Raw genomic sequence first — 15412 nt, 5'->3', positions numbered from 1 at the left:
CAAAATGTATAAAATTCTAGCTGGCGTAGGATCAATTGTTCGTTCGTTGTGGATGGTGTTTAGCCATGTCACACGCAAACGCGATACGATTTTATATCCAGAAGTGCCAGCCGAACAAATCGTACCTCCACGCTACCGTGGTCGTATCGTATTAACACGTGACCCAGACGGTGAAGAGCGTTGTGTTGCGTGTAACTTATGTGCGGTTGCATGTCCTGTTGGTTGTATTTCATTGCAGAAAGCTGAAAAAGATGATGGACGTTGGTATCCAGAATTTTTCCGCATTAACTTCTCACGCTGCATTTTCTGCGGTATGTGTGAAGAAGCATGTCCAACAACTGCTATTCAGTTAACACCAGATTTTGAGTTAGGCGAATATGTCCGTCAGGATCTTGTTTATGAGAAAGAAAACTTACTCATTTCAGGACCAGGTAAATACCCAGACTACAATTTCTACCGTGTAAGTGGTATGGCAATTGATGGTAAAGAAAAAGGTCAAGCGCAACGTGAAAGTGCGCCTGTAGATGTACGGAGCTTATTACCATGATGTGGCCATTTTATTTAATGGCTCTCGTGGCCATTGTTTCGACGATTCGTGTTGTGACCAACACCAATCCAGTACATGCTTTATTAAGTTTGATCGTTTCTCTACTTGCTGTTGCAGGGATCTTCTTGATCATTGGTGCACCATTTGCAGCTGCGCTTGAAGTGATTGTTTATGCGGGTGCGATCATGGTGTTGTTCGTATTCGTGGTCATGATGCTCAACCTTGGTCAACATACAGTTGACCAAGAACGTAAATGGTTGACTTCAGATGCTTGGGCTTATCCAGCACTCATGAGCTTCTTAGTGGGCTTATGTTTGGTTTGGGTATTAGGTTCAGACTATACCCAACATGGTGCAGTACTTGGAACTCAAGTGATTGGACCTAAAGCAATTGGTCAAGCACTCTTTACCCACTATTTATTATTGGTTGAAGTTGCCGCAATGTTATTGCTTGCAGCATTGGTTGCAGCATTCCACTTAGGCAAACGTGAACCGAGTGCAGCAGAGGATAAACAGTAATGGGCAACATTCCTTTAGAACATGGTTTGATCGTCGCAACTATCCTTTTTGCACTGGGTTTTTACGGTGTAATGGTGCGACGCAACCTATTATTTATGTTAATGAGCCTTGAGATCATGATGAATGCAGCAGCATTGGCATTCGTTGTGGCAGGAAGTGCATGGGCACAACCTGATGGTCAAATTATGTTTATTTTGATCCTCACACTTGCTGCGGCAGAGGCTTGTATCGGTCTAGCGATCGTCCTTCAGTTCTATCATCGCTTCCATCATCTGGATGTAGATGCTGCTAGTGAGATGCGCGGATGAGTTATTTATATTTAACGATTTTATTTCCGCTGATTGGCTTTGTACTTTTAGCGGCAGGACGTAATAAACTTCCTGAAAATGTAGCAGCAATTATTGGTGCGGGTTCTGTTGGCCTTTCTGCTTTATTTGCATTGATTGCAGGCATGGACTTTGTTAAGCAGGGTTCAGTTGCGCAAGCACAGCATTTATGGACTTGGTTCAATGTAGGCGGTTTTGCACCGGGTGTAAGTTTGCATCTTGACGGCTTGTCATTGTTAATGATGGGCATGGTGACAGGTGTAGGTTTCCTGATTCACATCTTTGCAACTTGGTACATGCGTGGTGAAGAAGACTTCGCACGTTTCTTCTCATACTTCAACTTATTCGTTGCAAGCATGTTGGTGCTTGTATTGGGTGACAACTTAGCGTTGTTATTCTTAGGTTGGGAAGGCGTAGGTCTGTGTTCTTACCTGTTGATTGGTTATTACTACCAAAACCCTGCAAATGGTTTTGCGGCAATTAAAGCATTTACAGTTACGCGTGTTGGTGATGTATTCTTACTGATCGCATTGTTCTTGCTTTACCAACAATTTGGTACTTTACACATCGGCACGATTGTTGCCAATGCTTCACAAGTTCTCGCACTTGATCATAACTTGGCATTGATCACGTCATTGATGTTGTTCTTGGGTGCAGCAGGTAAATCTGCGCAAATCCCATTACAAACATGGTTGGCAGATGCAATGGCTGGTCCGACACCAGTATCTGCATTGATCCATGCTGCAACAATGGTTACCGCGGGTATCTACTTATGTTGCCGTATGTTCTCTGTGTTTGAAATGACACCAGAAGTGATGCAGTTCATTTCGATTACGGGTGCTGTAACATTGTTGGTTGCTGGCTTTGCGGCTTTGGTTCAAACAGATATCAAACGTATTCTGGCTTACTCTACCATGAGTCAGCTCGGTTATATGTTTATGGCTGTGGGTGCAGAAGCGTATCAAGCAGGTCTGTTCCATATGCTTGCACATGCATTCTTTAAGGCATTATTGTTCTTGTCTTCTGGTGCGGTGATCTTGGCTTACCATCATGAACAAAACATCTTTAAAATGGGTGGTTTGTTCTACAAAAACAAATTCTTATTTGCTTGCTTCGCGATTGGTGGTGGTGCACTTGCTGCAATCCCATTTATCACGATCGGCTTCTTCTCAAAAGATGCAATCTTGGGTGCTGTTTGGGCGCAAGGTCAATCTGTCGCATTGTATAACTCATTGTATTGGGTTGGTGTTGCGGGTGCATTCTTAACTTCGATTTATACATTCCGTTTAATTTGGGTTGTATTCTTCGGTGAAGAAAAAACACATTATCACGAAATCAAAGGTGCAACGTATTGGGCGCCTTTAGGTATCTTGGCTGTTCTTTCAACAGGTTTGGCTTACTTCTTAAAAGCGCCAGTGATGAACATTTTAAATGCAGCACATATCCCTGCATTTGAAGTTTCTCAAGCGATTGAAGAAGGGATGCATGGTGCAGAACACCTTGCAGTCGGTATCGCATTGGTCGGTTTAGCTGTAGGCGTGGTGTTATTTGCTTTCGCTTATAAAGCGGTGCAAGGTTTTGCAGCCACTTCATTTGGTGCTGGACTTGCAAATATCTGCCGTAATGCATTTGGTTTCGATTCTTTATACAACCTTGTATTTGTTCAACCTTATTTACTCATTGCGAAAATTTTAGGTCGTGACCCAATTGATGGTTTATGGCTGGTATTACCTGCAATCGTAAATAGTGGGAATAAATTTACAAGTACCCGTCAAACAGGTTCATTACGTGAATATGCATCAAGTATGTCACTCGGTGTAGTGGTATTGCTGATGATCTTGATCGTGATTCAGGTAGTGGGGAAATAAGATGGAAATCACAAACAATTGGATTTTACCCGCACTGATTCTTGTACCTTTTATTGCAGGTTTCGCGTGTTGGTTGGTCGATAAACTTGATAAACATTTGCCACGTTATATCGCATTAGTCGGTATGCTCGTTACATTGGGCTTAACACTGATTTTGTGGAAACAAGGTGGCTTTAGCTATGAGTTGGGGGCGAAGACTCCAACTTGGGCAGCAGAATTTTATTTACCTTGGATTAAAACACTCGGTATTAACATTCATTTGGCTGTAGATGGTCTTTCATTGCTGATGGTGGGCTTGACTGCATTACTGGGTGTACTTGCAGTTGGCTGTTCATGGGGTGAAATTCAAAAGAATGTCGGCTTCTTCCACTTAAACCTATTATGGTCTTTGGGTGGGGTAATCGGGGTTTTCCTTGCAATTGATATGTTCTTGTTCTTCTTCTTCTGGGAGATGATGCTAGTCCCTATCTACTTCTTGATCGCTCTTTGGGGTCATAAAGGCGCGGACGGTAAATCACGTGTTTATGCTGCAACCAAGTTCTTTATCTATACCCAAGTCGCTGGCTTGATCATGCTCATCGGGATCTTAGGCTTAGTGGTCTACGGTTCTCAGATGTCAGGTACGATTAGCTTCGACTATAACTACTTACTTGCTGTTGCAAACACTTTAGATGCTCAGGCACCACATATTGCCTATGCATTGATGATCTGTTTCTTTATTGGTTTTGCGGTCAAGCTTCCAGTATTCCCATTACACGGTTGGTTACCAGATGCGCATGCGCAAGCACCTACAGCAGGTTCTGTAGACTTAGCGGGTATCTTGATTAAAACTGCTGCGTACGGTTTACTGCGCTTTGTATTGCCATTCTTCCCAGCAGCATCTGCACAATTTGCCGATATTGCGATTATTTTAGGTTTGATTGGTATTTTCTACGGCGCTTGGTGTGCTTTCCAGCAAACAGATATGAAACGCCTGCTTGCTTATACTTCTATTTCGCATATGGGTTTCGTATTACTTGCACTTTATGCCGGTAATATTCTGACGTTCCAAGGCTTAATGATCATGATGTTGGCACATGGCTTGTCATCTGCTGCATTGTTCATTATGTGTGGTCAAGTGTATGAACGCTTACATACCCGTGACTTACGTTTGATGGGTGGTATTCGTGGTCAATTCCAGTATTTACCATTCTTCTTGATGTTCTTTGTCTCTGCGCTTGTGGGTATTCCAGGTCTAGGTAACTTTATTGGTGAATTCCTGATTTTGATGGGTTCATTCGCTAAGTTCCCAACATTTACCATCATTGCGGCAATTAGCTTGGTCTTTGCTGGTCTTTATGGCCTGATTCTGATCCACAAAGCTTTATTTGGTACACCAAATGAAGAGCAGAAAAAGCATTATGAAAGTCCATTAAAAGACTTGAATGTACGTGAAACAGTAATTCTATTGATCTGTGCATTTGGCTTATTATGGTTAGGTGTATATCCACAAAGCTTCCTTGATATTTCTCATTCAAGTATGGCGTGGTTATCAAATAGCTATATTCCAGTTCAAGAAGTTGTTGATGCGGCACAACAAGTCGTATCTCAACAAAATGTGGAGATCCAATAGTCATGAACTTCACTATGTCATTTTCGGGTCTCATGCCTTTAGCACCAGTTTTTATTGTTGCTTTAACCGCTGTTGTGGTGATGATCCTAACCTCGATCAAGCGTAATCATAATTTGATTGCGACTGCATCGGTGGTGGGTTTAAACCTTGCTGCAATTGATATTTTATTCATGATGTTTGGTGGTTCATTTGCACCATCAAATGTGATGAACATGTTTGTGGTTGATCCATTTACATTGTTTTATCAATTTATTGCAGTAGTTGCTGCACTCGCATGCTGTACGTTATCTCACGCTTATATTGAAACCTATAAAGATAATCGTGAAGAGCTTTATATCTTGATGTTGATCTCTGTAACAGGGGCAATGTTAATGGTGGCAAGTTCTCATTATGCGTCGTTCTTTATTAGCTTAGAGCTTTTGTCAATTCCTGTGTATGGCTTATTGGCATATACGCATCAGCGTGGAAAATCGCTAGAAGCAGGCGTAAAGTATTTGGTACTTTCTGCAACCGCTTCAGCAATCTTGTTGATGGGTATGGCATACGTTTATGCTTATACAGGTACATTGTCATTTACTGACTTCCCAGGTTTGTATGGAAATCAGTTAGCACAAGTGCAACAAATTGCGTCTTTGGCTGACTTTATTGAACAGTTAAAAGGTTTCCTTGCTCAACCAATGATTTTGTTGGGTTCAGGATTAATCGTGATTGCGATTGCGTTTAAATTATCGTTGGCGCCATTTCATAAATGGACACCAGATGTTTATCAAGGTGCGCCTGCGCCAATCGCGACCTATCTTGCAACTGTTGCTAAAGTTGCAACCATTGGTTTATTAGTCCGCTTTATTTTAAGTTCAGGTTTCATTCTTGTACCGTCTATCGTGACTGTATTAACTGTGATCGCTGTACTTTCGATTTTAGTCGGGAACTTCCTTGCATTACGTCAAGTCAACTTAAAACGAATTTTGGGTTATTCATCAATCGCCCATTTCGGTTATTTATTGATTGCTTTGATTAGTTTAGGTTATGCAAGTTTAGGCAGTGTAAGTGTCTATGTGGTGACTTATACCTTAACTACGATTGGTGCTTTTGGTGCTGTCGCGTTAATGTCGAGCCCATATAACAATGTTGATGAAGCTGAGTCGCTTGCGGATTACCGTGGTTTATTCTGGCGTCGTCCAGTACTGACTGCGACCTTAACAGTGATGATGCTTTCTCTTGCAGGGATTCCATTAACCGCTGGTTTCATCGGTAAGTTTATGGTGGTGATTGCTGCTGTAACCACAGAACATTGGTTCTTGGCTGCTATGGTCGTGGTGGGTAGTGGTATTGGTTTGTATTACTACTTACGTGTGATGATCGTGATGTATATGACTCCACCAGATAATCCTCGTATTGATGCGGTTGATCATTGGGGACAAAAAGTGGGTGGTTTGATGGTGCTCGGCGCTGCTGCTTTGGTATTGATCATTGGTGTTTATCCAGATCCAATCATCAACTTGGCGTTAAAATCAGAAATTTTATCTCCTTTACATTTCTTGATGAGCCAACAACACTAATCGCAATAAAATCCTGCTATTAACAAAAAAAGCCCTCATTCATTGAGGGCTTTTCTTATCTCTGATATAAAAAACATTTATAATAATGGAAATTTACTTTTATCCTTTTAGGTGTCCTCCCGTGTCTATTCAAGAAATTCGTCATCCACTTATTCGTCATAAATTAGGTTTATTACGCCGTGCTGACATTAGTACTAAGAATTTCCGTGAACTCGCTCAAGAAGTAACCATGCTTTTAACTTATGAAGCAACCAAAGATTTACCTGTGTGTGATCATGAGATTGATGGCTGGAATGGTAAAGTCACAGTAGACAGAATTGCGGGTAAAAAAATCACTGTAGTGCCGATTTTACGTGCTGGTATTGGCATGTTAGAAGGTTTTTTAAATCTTATCCCAAGTGCTAAAGTTTCAGTCCTCGGTTTAGAACGTGATGAAGAAACTTTGGAAGCACGTACTTATTATAAAAAATTGGTTCCAGATGTACAAAATCGTTTAGCCATGATTATTGACCCAATGTTGGCGACAGGTTCATCTTTGGTTGCTGCGATTGACGTGTTAAAAGCAAGTGGCTGTAAAGATATCCGTGTTATGGTTTTGGTTGCAGCACCTGAAGGGATCAAACGTGTTGAAGCCGCACACCCTGATGTGACGATTTTTACCGCTTCAATTGATCAAGGTTTAAATGAACAAGGTTATATCGTGCCAGGTTTAGGTGATGCTGGAGATAAAATTTTTGGTAGTGTGCAAAAAGATTAAAATTTAGTATCATCGAAGGAGGCTATAGGGGGCCTCCTTTTTAATGATAAGAGAATAAAAAATGTTCAGAAAAGGGACTGTTACCTTTTTCGATAATGATTTAGGACAAGGTCTAATTGAATTAAATGATCATCAACAAGTTGTTTTTAAATTAGAAGATTTTTCAAATCAGTTGCTTCTTCCTCAAATTGGTGAGCGGATTAAATGTGTCGTTTTAGAGCAAGATGATGGTTTATTCGCCAAATTTATCGTGCGTTTAGATCATAAAAATTATGTGAATGATCAAAACAAGCCCTCCGTTCCACATCTTTATTCAGAAAATGCCTATGAGCATATTAGAAATGTTCGCAAAGCGCTGAAAAAGAGAAGGGGATTGGCTGATGAAGGCTTACAAAACCCTCAAACCAAAATTCACACTGAACTAGGCATTTTACCTGACGCTATTCCAGATATTGACTTGGTTGCACAACAACAAGACATCTTTGTCGAGCCCATTCAAACAACAATCAATGACCCAGTGCTTGAAGAATCGGACGGAGATTTAAATCAAGCCAAAGAGATTGAACCTGTAGCGCAAACACAAGTTGACCTTTCCACTAAAGTTATCCAGAATACTGAATTGCAAGACCAAACTCATACAGTTGATAACATTAAACCCATTGAAGAAAGTGATGCTAATACTGTTGTTGATGTGGGGGGAGTGGGTCGAAATATTGAAATCGCTGAGGGCAATCAGAGCGCAGTGTTGCTTGGGTCCTTAGAGGTGATAGAAGATAGTCAAAATTTTAAAGGGGATGATTTATATTTTAACAGCCAAATTGATCGGCAGTTGCTTGAAAAGCATATGGATTTAACTGCATTTCAACGTTTAATTCAAAAGTTGAAAGTTAAATTTTTATATTCCAAACGCAAACAAGCTGTAAAGAAAGTTCGATTTGAAAAACGCAGGACGTTGAACCCTTGGGTTGTGATCGTCGCGGTGGTGATATTCATTGCGGTAAGTTCTGTGATGTATGCAATGGATCGTTATAAGCAGTACAAAGTTGAGGCGGAAATGAGACTTCAACAATATCAACAAGAACAAAAGGACAAGATTAAACAGCAGAAACGAAAGGCATATTCACACTAAACATCTGAAACGAGTTGAATATATTTTACGATTCATACTTATTTTAAAAGAGAAGTTATATGTTTTATTTGGGGCAAATCATTGAATATCATCATGATAAAGGTTACGGACTTTTATTGGATCATAATTCAGCGCAATCTGTAATATTTTACATCGCTGATTTTCCAAAAGAAGGTGGTCAGCCGAAAAAAGGGGAAACCATAAAATATGTAATCATCAATGCACATGGAACATTGAAAGCACATCAAATGATTCGTTTAGATGTTGCGATGAGTAATGACTTAAAAAATAAAAAGATCAATATTGATAAGCAAAAAAATATTTTAAGACGAAGTAAAAATGAAGGGCAGAAATTCGGTTTTATGTCTGTGGTGATTTTGGTGATTGTTTTTGGCTTCGTTTATTTTAGTTTTGCCACATGGAATCAATACCAAACCTATCAGGAAGAACAACATGCTAAATTTGCACTGTTAGAGCAACAGCAGAAGCAAATCGTTGAGCAACAGCGCAAAGAGATTGGTTATGTTAAACCGGTAAAGTTTAGTGAAAAATCCCAAAATGCTTTAAACAGTCATTATCATTCAGTGCAAAAACAGAATGAAGCAGAATCCGTACAAAGCAACATAGCTGTATCGACAACAGCATCAACGGCAAAATCACCTTATCAATGCGATGGTCGTACCCATTGCAGCCAAATGACATCTTATGATGAGGCGGTATTTTTTATTAAAAATTGCCCCAATACACAAATGGATGGGGATCATGATGGTCGACCATGTGAACGGCAATTTGGTAAATAGCTTTTAAGTTAAGCGTTATAAAAAAGCTCCAAGAGGAGCTTTGGTTTTAACCATTTTCACAAAATTTTAGGAAGGCTCTTAAGCCCGGTCCTTGGTACTTTTGACGATGTACCAGCATATATAGCGGGCGAGCAAGTTGCCAGAATGGTGTATTTAAAATCACCAATTGTCCTTTGTCGAGCAAAGGCTGAATTGCCAATTTAGAAATACATGACATTCCTAGACCTCCAGCAACGATTTTTAAAATCGCTTCATTATGACCTAGGGTTAAGCGGATATTGGCATCTTCAAGATCTTTTAGAATGGCATTGTCAAAGACTTCACGTGTTCCAGAACCTTCTTCACGTAAAATCCATTCAACATGCTGGAAGTCAGACTGCTTTAATTCACGATGTAAATTTGCCAGTGGATGATTAGGCGAACAACATACCGCGAGTTCGTCATCGCGCCAGTGAATGCATTGAAGTTGTGGTAGGAAGCATGAACCTTCAATCAATGCCAAATCGAGTTGGAATTGGTTGACCGCTTCAATCATTTGGCGGGTATTACCAACTTGGAGCTGTAAATGCGCTTGAGGTTGAACTTGTAAAAAGTTTGCCATTAAGTCTGGCATTAAATAATCACTGATGGTCAGTGTTGCACCAATCCGTAAATCAATACTTTGTAGTTCACCTTTGGCTGCTTGTTCAAAGGCTTCACAGCGACCTAAGATTTCTAAAGCTTGAGGAAGTAAGAAACGACCAAGATCATTAAGCTGTAAGCGCTTACCAAGACGATCGAAAAGCGGAGCACCCAGTCCATCTTCTAAATCTGCCAAAGCCATACTTGCCGCACTTTGAGTCAACCGAACCGCATCACTTGCTTTGGTCACGGTACCTTCTTGAGCGACAGCAACAAAAACCGCCAACTGGCGTAAAGTCATTCGCATAAGTAGAGCCTTAACATTTTAATATTCATAGATTATATAGTCATGCTACCATGAGGACTATGTTTCATGCCACGAAGAAATCATGTCAATTGAAAAATTTAGCATAGAAAAGGTTTTGTCTGTTCAGCGTTGGACCAATACACTTTTCAGTTTCACCATGACTCGACCTGCCCATTTTAAGTTTACCGCAGGGCAATTTGCTCGTATTGGTTTAAAAGTGGGTGATGATTTGGTGGTAAGGGCATATTCCGTGGTTTCATCCCCATTTGATGAAACACTCGAATTTTTTTCAATCGTTGTTCCTGATGGTGCATTTACCTCCAATTTACAGCATCTACAAGTTGGTGATGCGCTTTATTTGGAAAAAATCCCCTATGGATTCTTAACTTTAGCACGTTATCAATTGCCGCTGCCTAAAGATTTGTGGTTGTTGGCAACGGGCACAGGTCTAGCGCCTTTTATTTCGATGCTACAAGATTTTGAAACTTGGTCAAAGTACGAAAAAATCAACTTGGTGTATAGCGTAAGAACTGAATCTGAATTGGCTTATGTCGATCGGATCCAAGAGATTGCCCAGCTTTTTGGTGAGGGGCATACAGGTTTTAAATTTATCTCGATTGTTACGCGTGATCCCAATGCAGCCTTACATGATCGCTTACCAATTTTGATTGAAAATGGTGAATTGGAAAAAGCCGCTGATTTAAAATTCAATGCAGATACCACTCATGTCATGCTATGTGGAAACCCACAAATGGTAGATGACACCAAAGCCGCATTAAAAGCCCGTGGTTTAACGATGAATCGTCGCGGTGAAGGCAATATTGCTGTAGAGAATTATTGGTAAATCACTGGCTAGGCATCAGCAATTGTATCAATCGTTTTAGATGAGAGACGCAGCTAAGCGTCTTCTCTTAAATTCTTTCATGCCAGAACCAAACACTTTTTAGCTAAAAGATGATTGCTGAGTGAGTGGAGTATATGCTGTTAATCGCTCGGTTGAATAAGCTTTTGCATCAACACGTGTATCTTGATTGAGCATCAATTGTCTTAATAACTGTGCTGAAGCAGGTCCCATACATAAGCCATTACGGTAATGTCCAAAATTTGCCCATAAATTATTCAGTTCAGGCATTTTTCCAATATATGGAATGCCTGTTGGTGAGCTTGGACGTAATCCTGCCCATTGCTTAACGATGGGGAAGTTTGCCAATTCAGGCACCATTTCGATACAGGCTTTATAAATATTTTGCTGTGTTTGTACATTTGGACGCTTATCAAATCCGATATGGTCCATGCTTGAACCGCATACGATATGACCATCTCGGCGTGGGATCAAATACATCACATTGTTCATACACATGGTGGGTAGCCAGTTTTCCGGAGTTTTAAATAACATCATTTGCCCCTGAACGGGTTCTACTGGGATCGAAAGCTGTAATTGTTCTGCCCAGCAATTTGACCATGCACCCGTTGCAATCACAAATTGGTCTGCGACAAAACGTTGTCCATTGGCACTTTCAACAGACTGAATTTTTTGATTTTGAATATTAAATTTTTCGATCCATGTATTTTCATACACTTCAACTTGAGGATGTTGTTTGAGATAGCTGATCAGTGATTTAAGAAGTCGCGGATTTCTAACATTGGCTAGATGTGGAAAATAAATTGCATGTTGAAACTGTGCTGAAATATGGGGATTGACGCTTTCAAGCTGCTCTCTTTGCAGGTATTCACAATGCTGCATCGGTTCTTGATGTTGGTCTTTATAATTCAGTCCAAGCTCAAAATCTGCTTCGTCAAAAATTAACATTCCTGTGTCATGGATTTGAAAGTCTATCCCTGTTTTAGGTTGTAGTTTCTCATTCCATTGTTGGTAAAGTTGTTTGCCGTGTTGTGCCAGATGATTGACTTCATTGGGATATCTCCACGGATACATGGGTGACAGAATACCGCCACCCGCCCATGAAGCAGCATGTCCAGCATGTTGTTGATCGAACAGAGTGATGGAGCAGCCTTGTTCAACAAGCTCAAGCGCGCTGAGTAAGCCACTTACTCCAGCACCAATAATGGCGATATGCATTGTGTATTCTGTACCAATTTAGATTTTTAATCCCCACCTGCAAAAGCAATACTGCTTATCTTTTGAAAGAGGGGACTTTCCACTCACGACTGAATCAGTAATGGGTTCCTCCCTTTTTAAAAGGTGAGGAACCATGAGTTCAGTAAGGGAGGGATGATTTACTTCATCTCTTTTAATTGACGTGCTGCATCTTCTGCATAATAGGTCCAAATACCATCTGCACCTGCACGACGGAAGCACATCAAGGATTCCATAATCACGCTTTCAGATAACCAGCCATTTTGGATGGCTGCTGCAAGCATGGCATATTCACCACTGACTTGATAAACAAAGGTCGGGACACCAAAGGTATCTTTAACTTCACGTACCACATCCAAATACGGCATACCGGGTTTGACAATCACCATATCCGCACCTTCTTGAATATCAAGGGCGATTTCATGCAGTGCTTCAGCACGATTACCGACATCCATTTGGTAGTTATACTTATTACCACCTTTTAGGTTGGATGATGAGCCAACTGCATCGCGGAAAGGACCGTAGAAACTAGACGCATATTTTGCAGAGTACGCCATGATGCTGGTATAAATAAAATCGTTACTTTCTAAAGCTTGGCGGATTGCACCAATACGGCCGTCCATCATGTCACTTGGCGCGATCACATCTGCACCTGCTTCAGCATGGCTTAAGGCTTGTTTGATCAGGCATTGAACCGTTTCATCATTTAATACATAACCTGTATCGTCAATAATGCCGTCCTGACCATGTGTGGTATAAGGATCTAATGCACCATCCGTGATGAGTACCATCTCAGGCAGTTCTTTTTTTAACAAACGTAAAGTATTTTGAACTAAACCATCTTCATGCCACGCAGCTTCAGCTGTTAAACTTTTGTCTTGTTGTGGTGTAACAGGGAATAAGGCAAGTTTTGATACACCAAGTTCTAATAGGGTTTCTGCTTTTTTCAACAATAAGTCTGCTGACAATCGTTGAACATTTGGCATACTTGGTACATCTTGGCTTTGGTTTTGTCCCGGAAGTACAAATACTGGATAAATGAGATGATCTGCTGTGAGTTGAGTCTCTCTTACCATTGCTCGAAGCTTATCGTTTTTACGGATACGGCGCATACGAGTAGCTGGAAAAGCAGGACGATTGAACGTATAAGTCATAACAATCTCGATGTTCAGTATTAAACTAGGCATATATTGTAGCCCTTTCATATATTTTTTGGGAAAAAGCTGAAAATTTTTCTCAATATTGGTTTCGAAATGATGATGAGTGATTCTTCTAAAACTGATTCTGCGCCTAGCGAATCGCAAAAAAAGTGGACTGGTAATTTACATTTAGGTGCGAAAGCAGATCTAAATGTGGTGCTTAACCAACTCACTAAAGCGTTTAATGGTTCGCCTTATTTTTCACATAACAATATGCAAATGCGTGTTGTTAATGATGAGATTGAAGGCTATATCGAAATGAAACCGTATTTGATTGGCAATGTCGCATTTCAAATTTTACATGGTGGTGTGGCCGCGACATTGTTGGATAGTATTGGTGGAATTGTAGCAATGGGGGAGTTGTATAAACGTGCAGAGCCAGACCAGTTGCCAGACACATTAAAGAAAGTTTCTCGTTTAGCGACAGTTGATATGCGTGTGGATTATCTTGCACCTGGGCGCGGTGAATACTTTATTGCCAAAGCTGAAACTTTGAGAATGGGGCGAAAAGGTTGCACCATGCGTATGACCATGTTCAATAATGAAGGTAAGGCGATTGCGACAGCCATTGCTTCTTATGCCTATTGATCAAGCTGATTAAGTGTACTAATCAGTACACTTTTGTATTCATTGTGTCAATATAAGCCAGTAAAATACATATTTTGCTGGCTTATTTTTTTTCAAAAAATATGAATATCAATAAGATTGACCTCTTTTATAAAGATAAACTATAGAGTAATATTTTTATTCTCATAATATGATTTTTACCTGTAAAATTGGGCACCACTATTTTAAGAAGTTGACTTATTCAACCATCAAGCAACGTCATATAGATATGATTAAGCAGTTTTTCAGTTTATATCTCCAAAATGCAAAGATGTTTTGACAAGTCCAAGTAAGCTAGGAACATGCGATGACTGACGCGCAAACGACGAATGCCTCTCCAAATGATGAAAATCAAGCGCAAGCGGATTTGGAAGCCAAACAAAAACGTAAAAAAATGCTGAAGATTTTTGCCATTATTGTTGTTGTAGCTGCAATTCTATATGCAATTTGGGCTTTTATTTTTGGCAACATTGTTGAAACGGACAATGCCTATGTCGGTGCTGAAACTGCTGAAATCACCTCAATGGTCAGCGGACAAGTTGCTGAGGTTTTGGTCAGTGATACTCAACAAGTGAGAAAAGGCGATGTACTTGCGATTATTGATAATCGTGATGCAAAAATCGCTGTTGCAGAAGCTGAAGCGGCGTTGACCAAAGCCAAGCGTCAATATACACAAAGCTCGGCAAATAGCAGTTCATTGTCCTCACAGATTTTAGTCAGTGCAGATGATATTAACAGTGCCAAAGCACAAGTGGCGCAAGCCGATGTGGCGTATCAACAAGCACAGCAAGAGTTTGCCCGCCGTCAGCAGTTAAGCGCGACAGGTGCAATCTCTAAAGAAGAATTTAGCAAAGCACAAAGTGCTTTAAACAATGCTAAAGCAAATGTCGATGTGGCAAAAGCAGCATTGGCGCAAACAGAATCTAAACGTAAAGCTGCACAAAGTAATTTAGATGCCAATGAAGCTTTAATTCGGGGGACCTCACAAAGTTCAACCCCTGACGTATTGGTGGCTCAAGCCAAACTTGATCAAGCACTTTTAGATTTACAACGTACAGAAATTAAAGCGCCGTTAGATGGTGTGATTGCCCGTCGTAGTATTCAAGTGGGGCAACGTATTGCACCTGGGACAAGTTTGATGAAAGTGGTGCCTTTGGCTGAACTTTATGTGGATGCAAACTTTAAAGAAAGTCAGTTGCAAAACGTGAAAGTTGGTCAGAAGGCAACCCTTACTTCAGACCTCTATGGCAAGAAAGTAGAGTATCACGGTACGGTGATCGGCTTTTCAGGTGGTACAGGTTCAGCATTTGCGTTGATTCCTGCACAAAATGCGACAGGTAATTGGATTAAAGTGGTTCAACGTCTACCTGTACGTATCAAACTCGATCCTAAAGAGTTGGCTGAGCATCCATTACGTGTGGGTTTATCCATGAATGCTGAGGTTGATACCTCTTCAGCGAAGTAA

The 15412-nt window shown here is 40.6% G+C and carries 15 protein-coding genes; 12 read left to right on the top strand and 3 right to left on the bottom strand.

Annotation, left to right across the window (positions count from 1 at the left end; translation table 11 throughout):
- Window positions 1-4: 4 nt before the first annotated feature.
- From nuoI to L3V46_RS17570, 9 genes are all read left to right on the top strand, one after another.
- On the top strand, window positions 5-547 hold the full coding sequence (gene nuoI, locus L3V46_RS17610) for an NADH-quinone oxidoreductase subunit NuoI (protein ID WP_004722835.1): 543 nt from the start codon (window positions 5-7) through the stop codon (window positions 545-547).
- Window positions 547-1065 (top strand): NADH-quinone oxidoreductase subunit J, encoded by a 519-nt coding sequence (gene nuoJ / locus L3V46_RS17605; RefSeq protein ID WP_171066894.1) that lies wholly within the window; start codon window positions 547-549, stop codon window positions 1063-1065. Before nuoI ends, nuoJ begins: the two co-directional genes overlap by 1 nt.
- Window positions 1065-1373, top strand: coding sequence for an NADH-quinone oxidoreductase subunit NuoK (gene nuoK / locus L3V46_RS17600; protein ID WP_004722831.1), 309 nt, complete (start codon window positions 1065-1067; stop codon window positions 1371-1373). The genes nuoJ and nuoK overlap by 1 nt, the downstream gene beginning before the upstream one ends.
- A complete protein-coding gene (nuoL, locus tag L3V46_RS17595) occupies window positions 1370-3259 on the top strand; it encodes an NADH-quinone oxidoreductase subunit L (protein ID WP_004722828.1) in 1890 nt (629 codons plus the stop codon). Before nuoK ends, nuoL begins: the two co-directional genes overlap by 4 nt.
- Window positions 3260-3266: 7 nt before the next feature.
- Window positions 3267-4871, top strand: coding sequence for an NADH-quinone oxidoreductase subunit M (nuoM, locus tag L3V46_RS17590; protein WP_171066895.1), 1605 nt, complete (start codon window positions 3267-3269; stop codon window positions 4869-4871).
- A gap of 2 nt (window positions 4872-4873) precedes the next feature.
- Entirely contained in the window at window positions 4874-6430 is a 1557-nt protein-coding gene (gene nuoN / locus L3V46_RS17585) for an NADH-quinone oxidoreductase subunit NuoN (protein WP_004819337.1), read from the top strand.
- Window positions 6431-6551: 121 nt separating this feature from the next.
- Window positions 6552-7187 carry a uracil phosphoribosyltransferase gene (upp, locus tag L3V46_RS17580; protein WP_004722821.1) on the top strand — a complete coding sequence of 212 codons (636 nt, stop codon included), beginning with the start codon at window positions 6552-6554 and terminating at the stop codon, window positions 7185-7187.
- Between the two features lie 61 nt (window positions 7188-7248).
- The gene (locus tag L3V46_RS17575; RefSeq protein WP_239046379.1) at window positions 7249-8316 is read left to right on the top strand and encodes a hypothetical protein; all 1068 of its coding nucleotides are present in this window, start codon (window positions 7249-7251) and stop codon (window positions 8314-8316) included.
- A gap of 59 nt (window positions 8317-8375) precedes the next feature.
- The gene (locus L3V46_RS17570; RefSeq protein ID WP_239046378.1) at window positions 8376-9116 is read left to right on the top strand and encodes an excalibur calcium-binding domain-containing protein; all 741 of its coding nucleotides are present in this window, start codon (window positions 8376-8378) and stop codon (window positions 9114-9116) included.
- A gap of 46 nt (window positions 9117-9162) precedes the next feature.
- Here L3V46_RS17570 and gigC read toward each other — a convergent pair whose 3' ends face one another.
- On the bottom strand, window positions 9163-10044 hold the full coding sequence (gigC, locus tag L3V46_RS17565; protein WP_004722815.1) for a LysR family transcriptional regulator GigC: 882 nt from the start codon (window positions 10042-10044) through the stop codon (window positions 9163-9165).
- Between the two features lie 82 nt (window positions 10045-10126).
- Here gigC and L3V46_RS17560 point away from each other — a divergent pair, with 82 nt between their 5' ends.
- On the top strand, window positions 10127-10888 hold the full coding sequence (locus tag L3V46_RS17560; RefSeq protein WP_239046377.1) for a ferredoxin--NADP reductase: 762 nt from the start codon (window positions 10127-10129) through the stop codon (window positions 10886-10888).
- Window positions 10889-10987: 99 nt separating this feature from the next.
- Here the strand turns inward: L3V46_RS17560 and thiO are convergent, their stop codons facing one another.
- The gene (gene thiO, locus L3V46_RS17555) at window positions 10988-12124 is read right to left on the bottom strand and encodes a glycine oxidase ThiO (protein WP_239046376.1); all 1137 of its coding nucleotides are present in this window, start codon (window positions 12122-12124) and stop codon (window positions 10988-10990) included.
- Window positions 12125-12282: 158 nt separating this feature from the next.
- Window positions 12283-13296 (bottom strand): porphobilinogen synthase, encoded by a 1014-nt coding sequence (hemB, locus tag L3V46_RS17550; RefSeq protein WP_016539219.1) that lies wholly within the window; start codon window positions 13294-13296, stop codon window positions 12283-12285.
- 99 nt (window positions 13297-13395) lie between these two features.
- Here hemB and L3V46_RS17545 point away from each other — a divergent pair, with 99 nt between their 5' ends.
- Window positions 13396-13929, top strand: coding sequence for a thioesterase family protein (locus tag L3V46_RS17545; RefSeq protein WP_004722808.1), 534 nt, complete (start codon window positions 13396-13398; stop codon window positions 13927-13929).
- A 325-nt stretch (window positions 13930-14254) separates the two neighbouring features.
- On the top strand, window positions 14255-15412 hold the full coding sequence (locus L3V46_RS17540) for an HlyD family efflux transporter periplasmic adaptor subunit (protein ID WP_004722805.1): 1158 nt from the start codon (window positions 14255-14257) through the stop codon (window positions 15410-15412).

Source organism: Acinetobacter sp. AG3, from assembly GCF_022343575.1.
GTDB lineage: Bacteria > Pseudomonadota > Gammaproteobacteria > Pseudomonadales > Moraxellaceae > Acinetobacter > Acinetobacter guillouiae.
This window is presented reverse-complemented; position numbering and strand designations above follow the sequence as displayed.

Bases quoted from the DNA above. Each gene is read 5' to 3' on its own strand.
- nuoK (WP_004722831.1), top strand. From the start codon at position 1,065: ATGGGCAACATTCCTTTAGAACATGGTTTGATCGTCGCAACTATCCTT.
- hemB (WP_016539219.1), bottom strand. From the start codon at position 13,296: ATGACTTATACGTTCAATCGTCCTGCTTTTCCAGCTACTCGTATGCGC.
- L3V46_RS17575 (WP_239046379.1), top strand. From the start codon at position 7,249: ATGTTCAGAAAAGGGACTGTTACCTTTTTCGATAATGATTTAGGACAA.
- nuoL (WP_004722828.1), top strand. From the start codon at position 1,370: ATGAGTTATTTATATTTAACGATTTTATTTCCGCTGATTGGCTTTGTA.
- nuoJ (WP_171066894.1), top strand. From the start codon at position 547: ATGTGGCCATTTTATTTAATGGCTCTCGTGGCCATTGTTTCGACGATT.
- L3V46_RS17570 (WP_239046378.1), top strand. From the start codon at position 8,376: ATGTTTTATTTGGGGCAAATCATTGAATATCATCATGATAAAGGTTAC.
- L3V46_RS17560 (WP_239046377.1), top strand. From the start codon at position 10,127: ATGTCAATTGAAAAATTTAGCATAGAAAAGGTTTTGTCTGTTCAGCGT.
- L3V46_RS17540 (WP_004722805.1), top strand. From the start codon at position 14,255: ATGACTGACGCGCAAACGACGAATGCCTCTCCAAATGATGAAAATCAA.
- L3V46_RS17545 (WP_004722808.1), top strand. From the start codon at position 13,396: ATGATGATGAGTGATTCTTCTAAAACTGATTCTGCGCCTAGCGAATCG.
- nuoI (WP_004722835.1), top strand. From the start codon at position 5: ATGTATAAAATTCTAGCTGGCGTAGGATCAATTGTTCGTTCGTTGTGG.
- nuoN (WP_004819337.1), top strand. From the start codon at position 4,874: ATGAACTTCACTATGTCATTTTCGGGTCTCATGCCTTTAGCACCAGTT.
- gigC (WP_004722815.1), bottom strand. From the start codon at position 10,044: ATGCGAATGACTTTACGCCAGTTGGCGGTTTTTGTTGCTGTCGCTCAA.
- thiO (WP_239046376.1), bottom strand. From the start codon at position 12,124: ATGCATATCGCCATTATTGGTGCTGGAGTAAGTGGCTTACTCAGCGCG.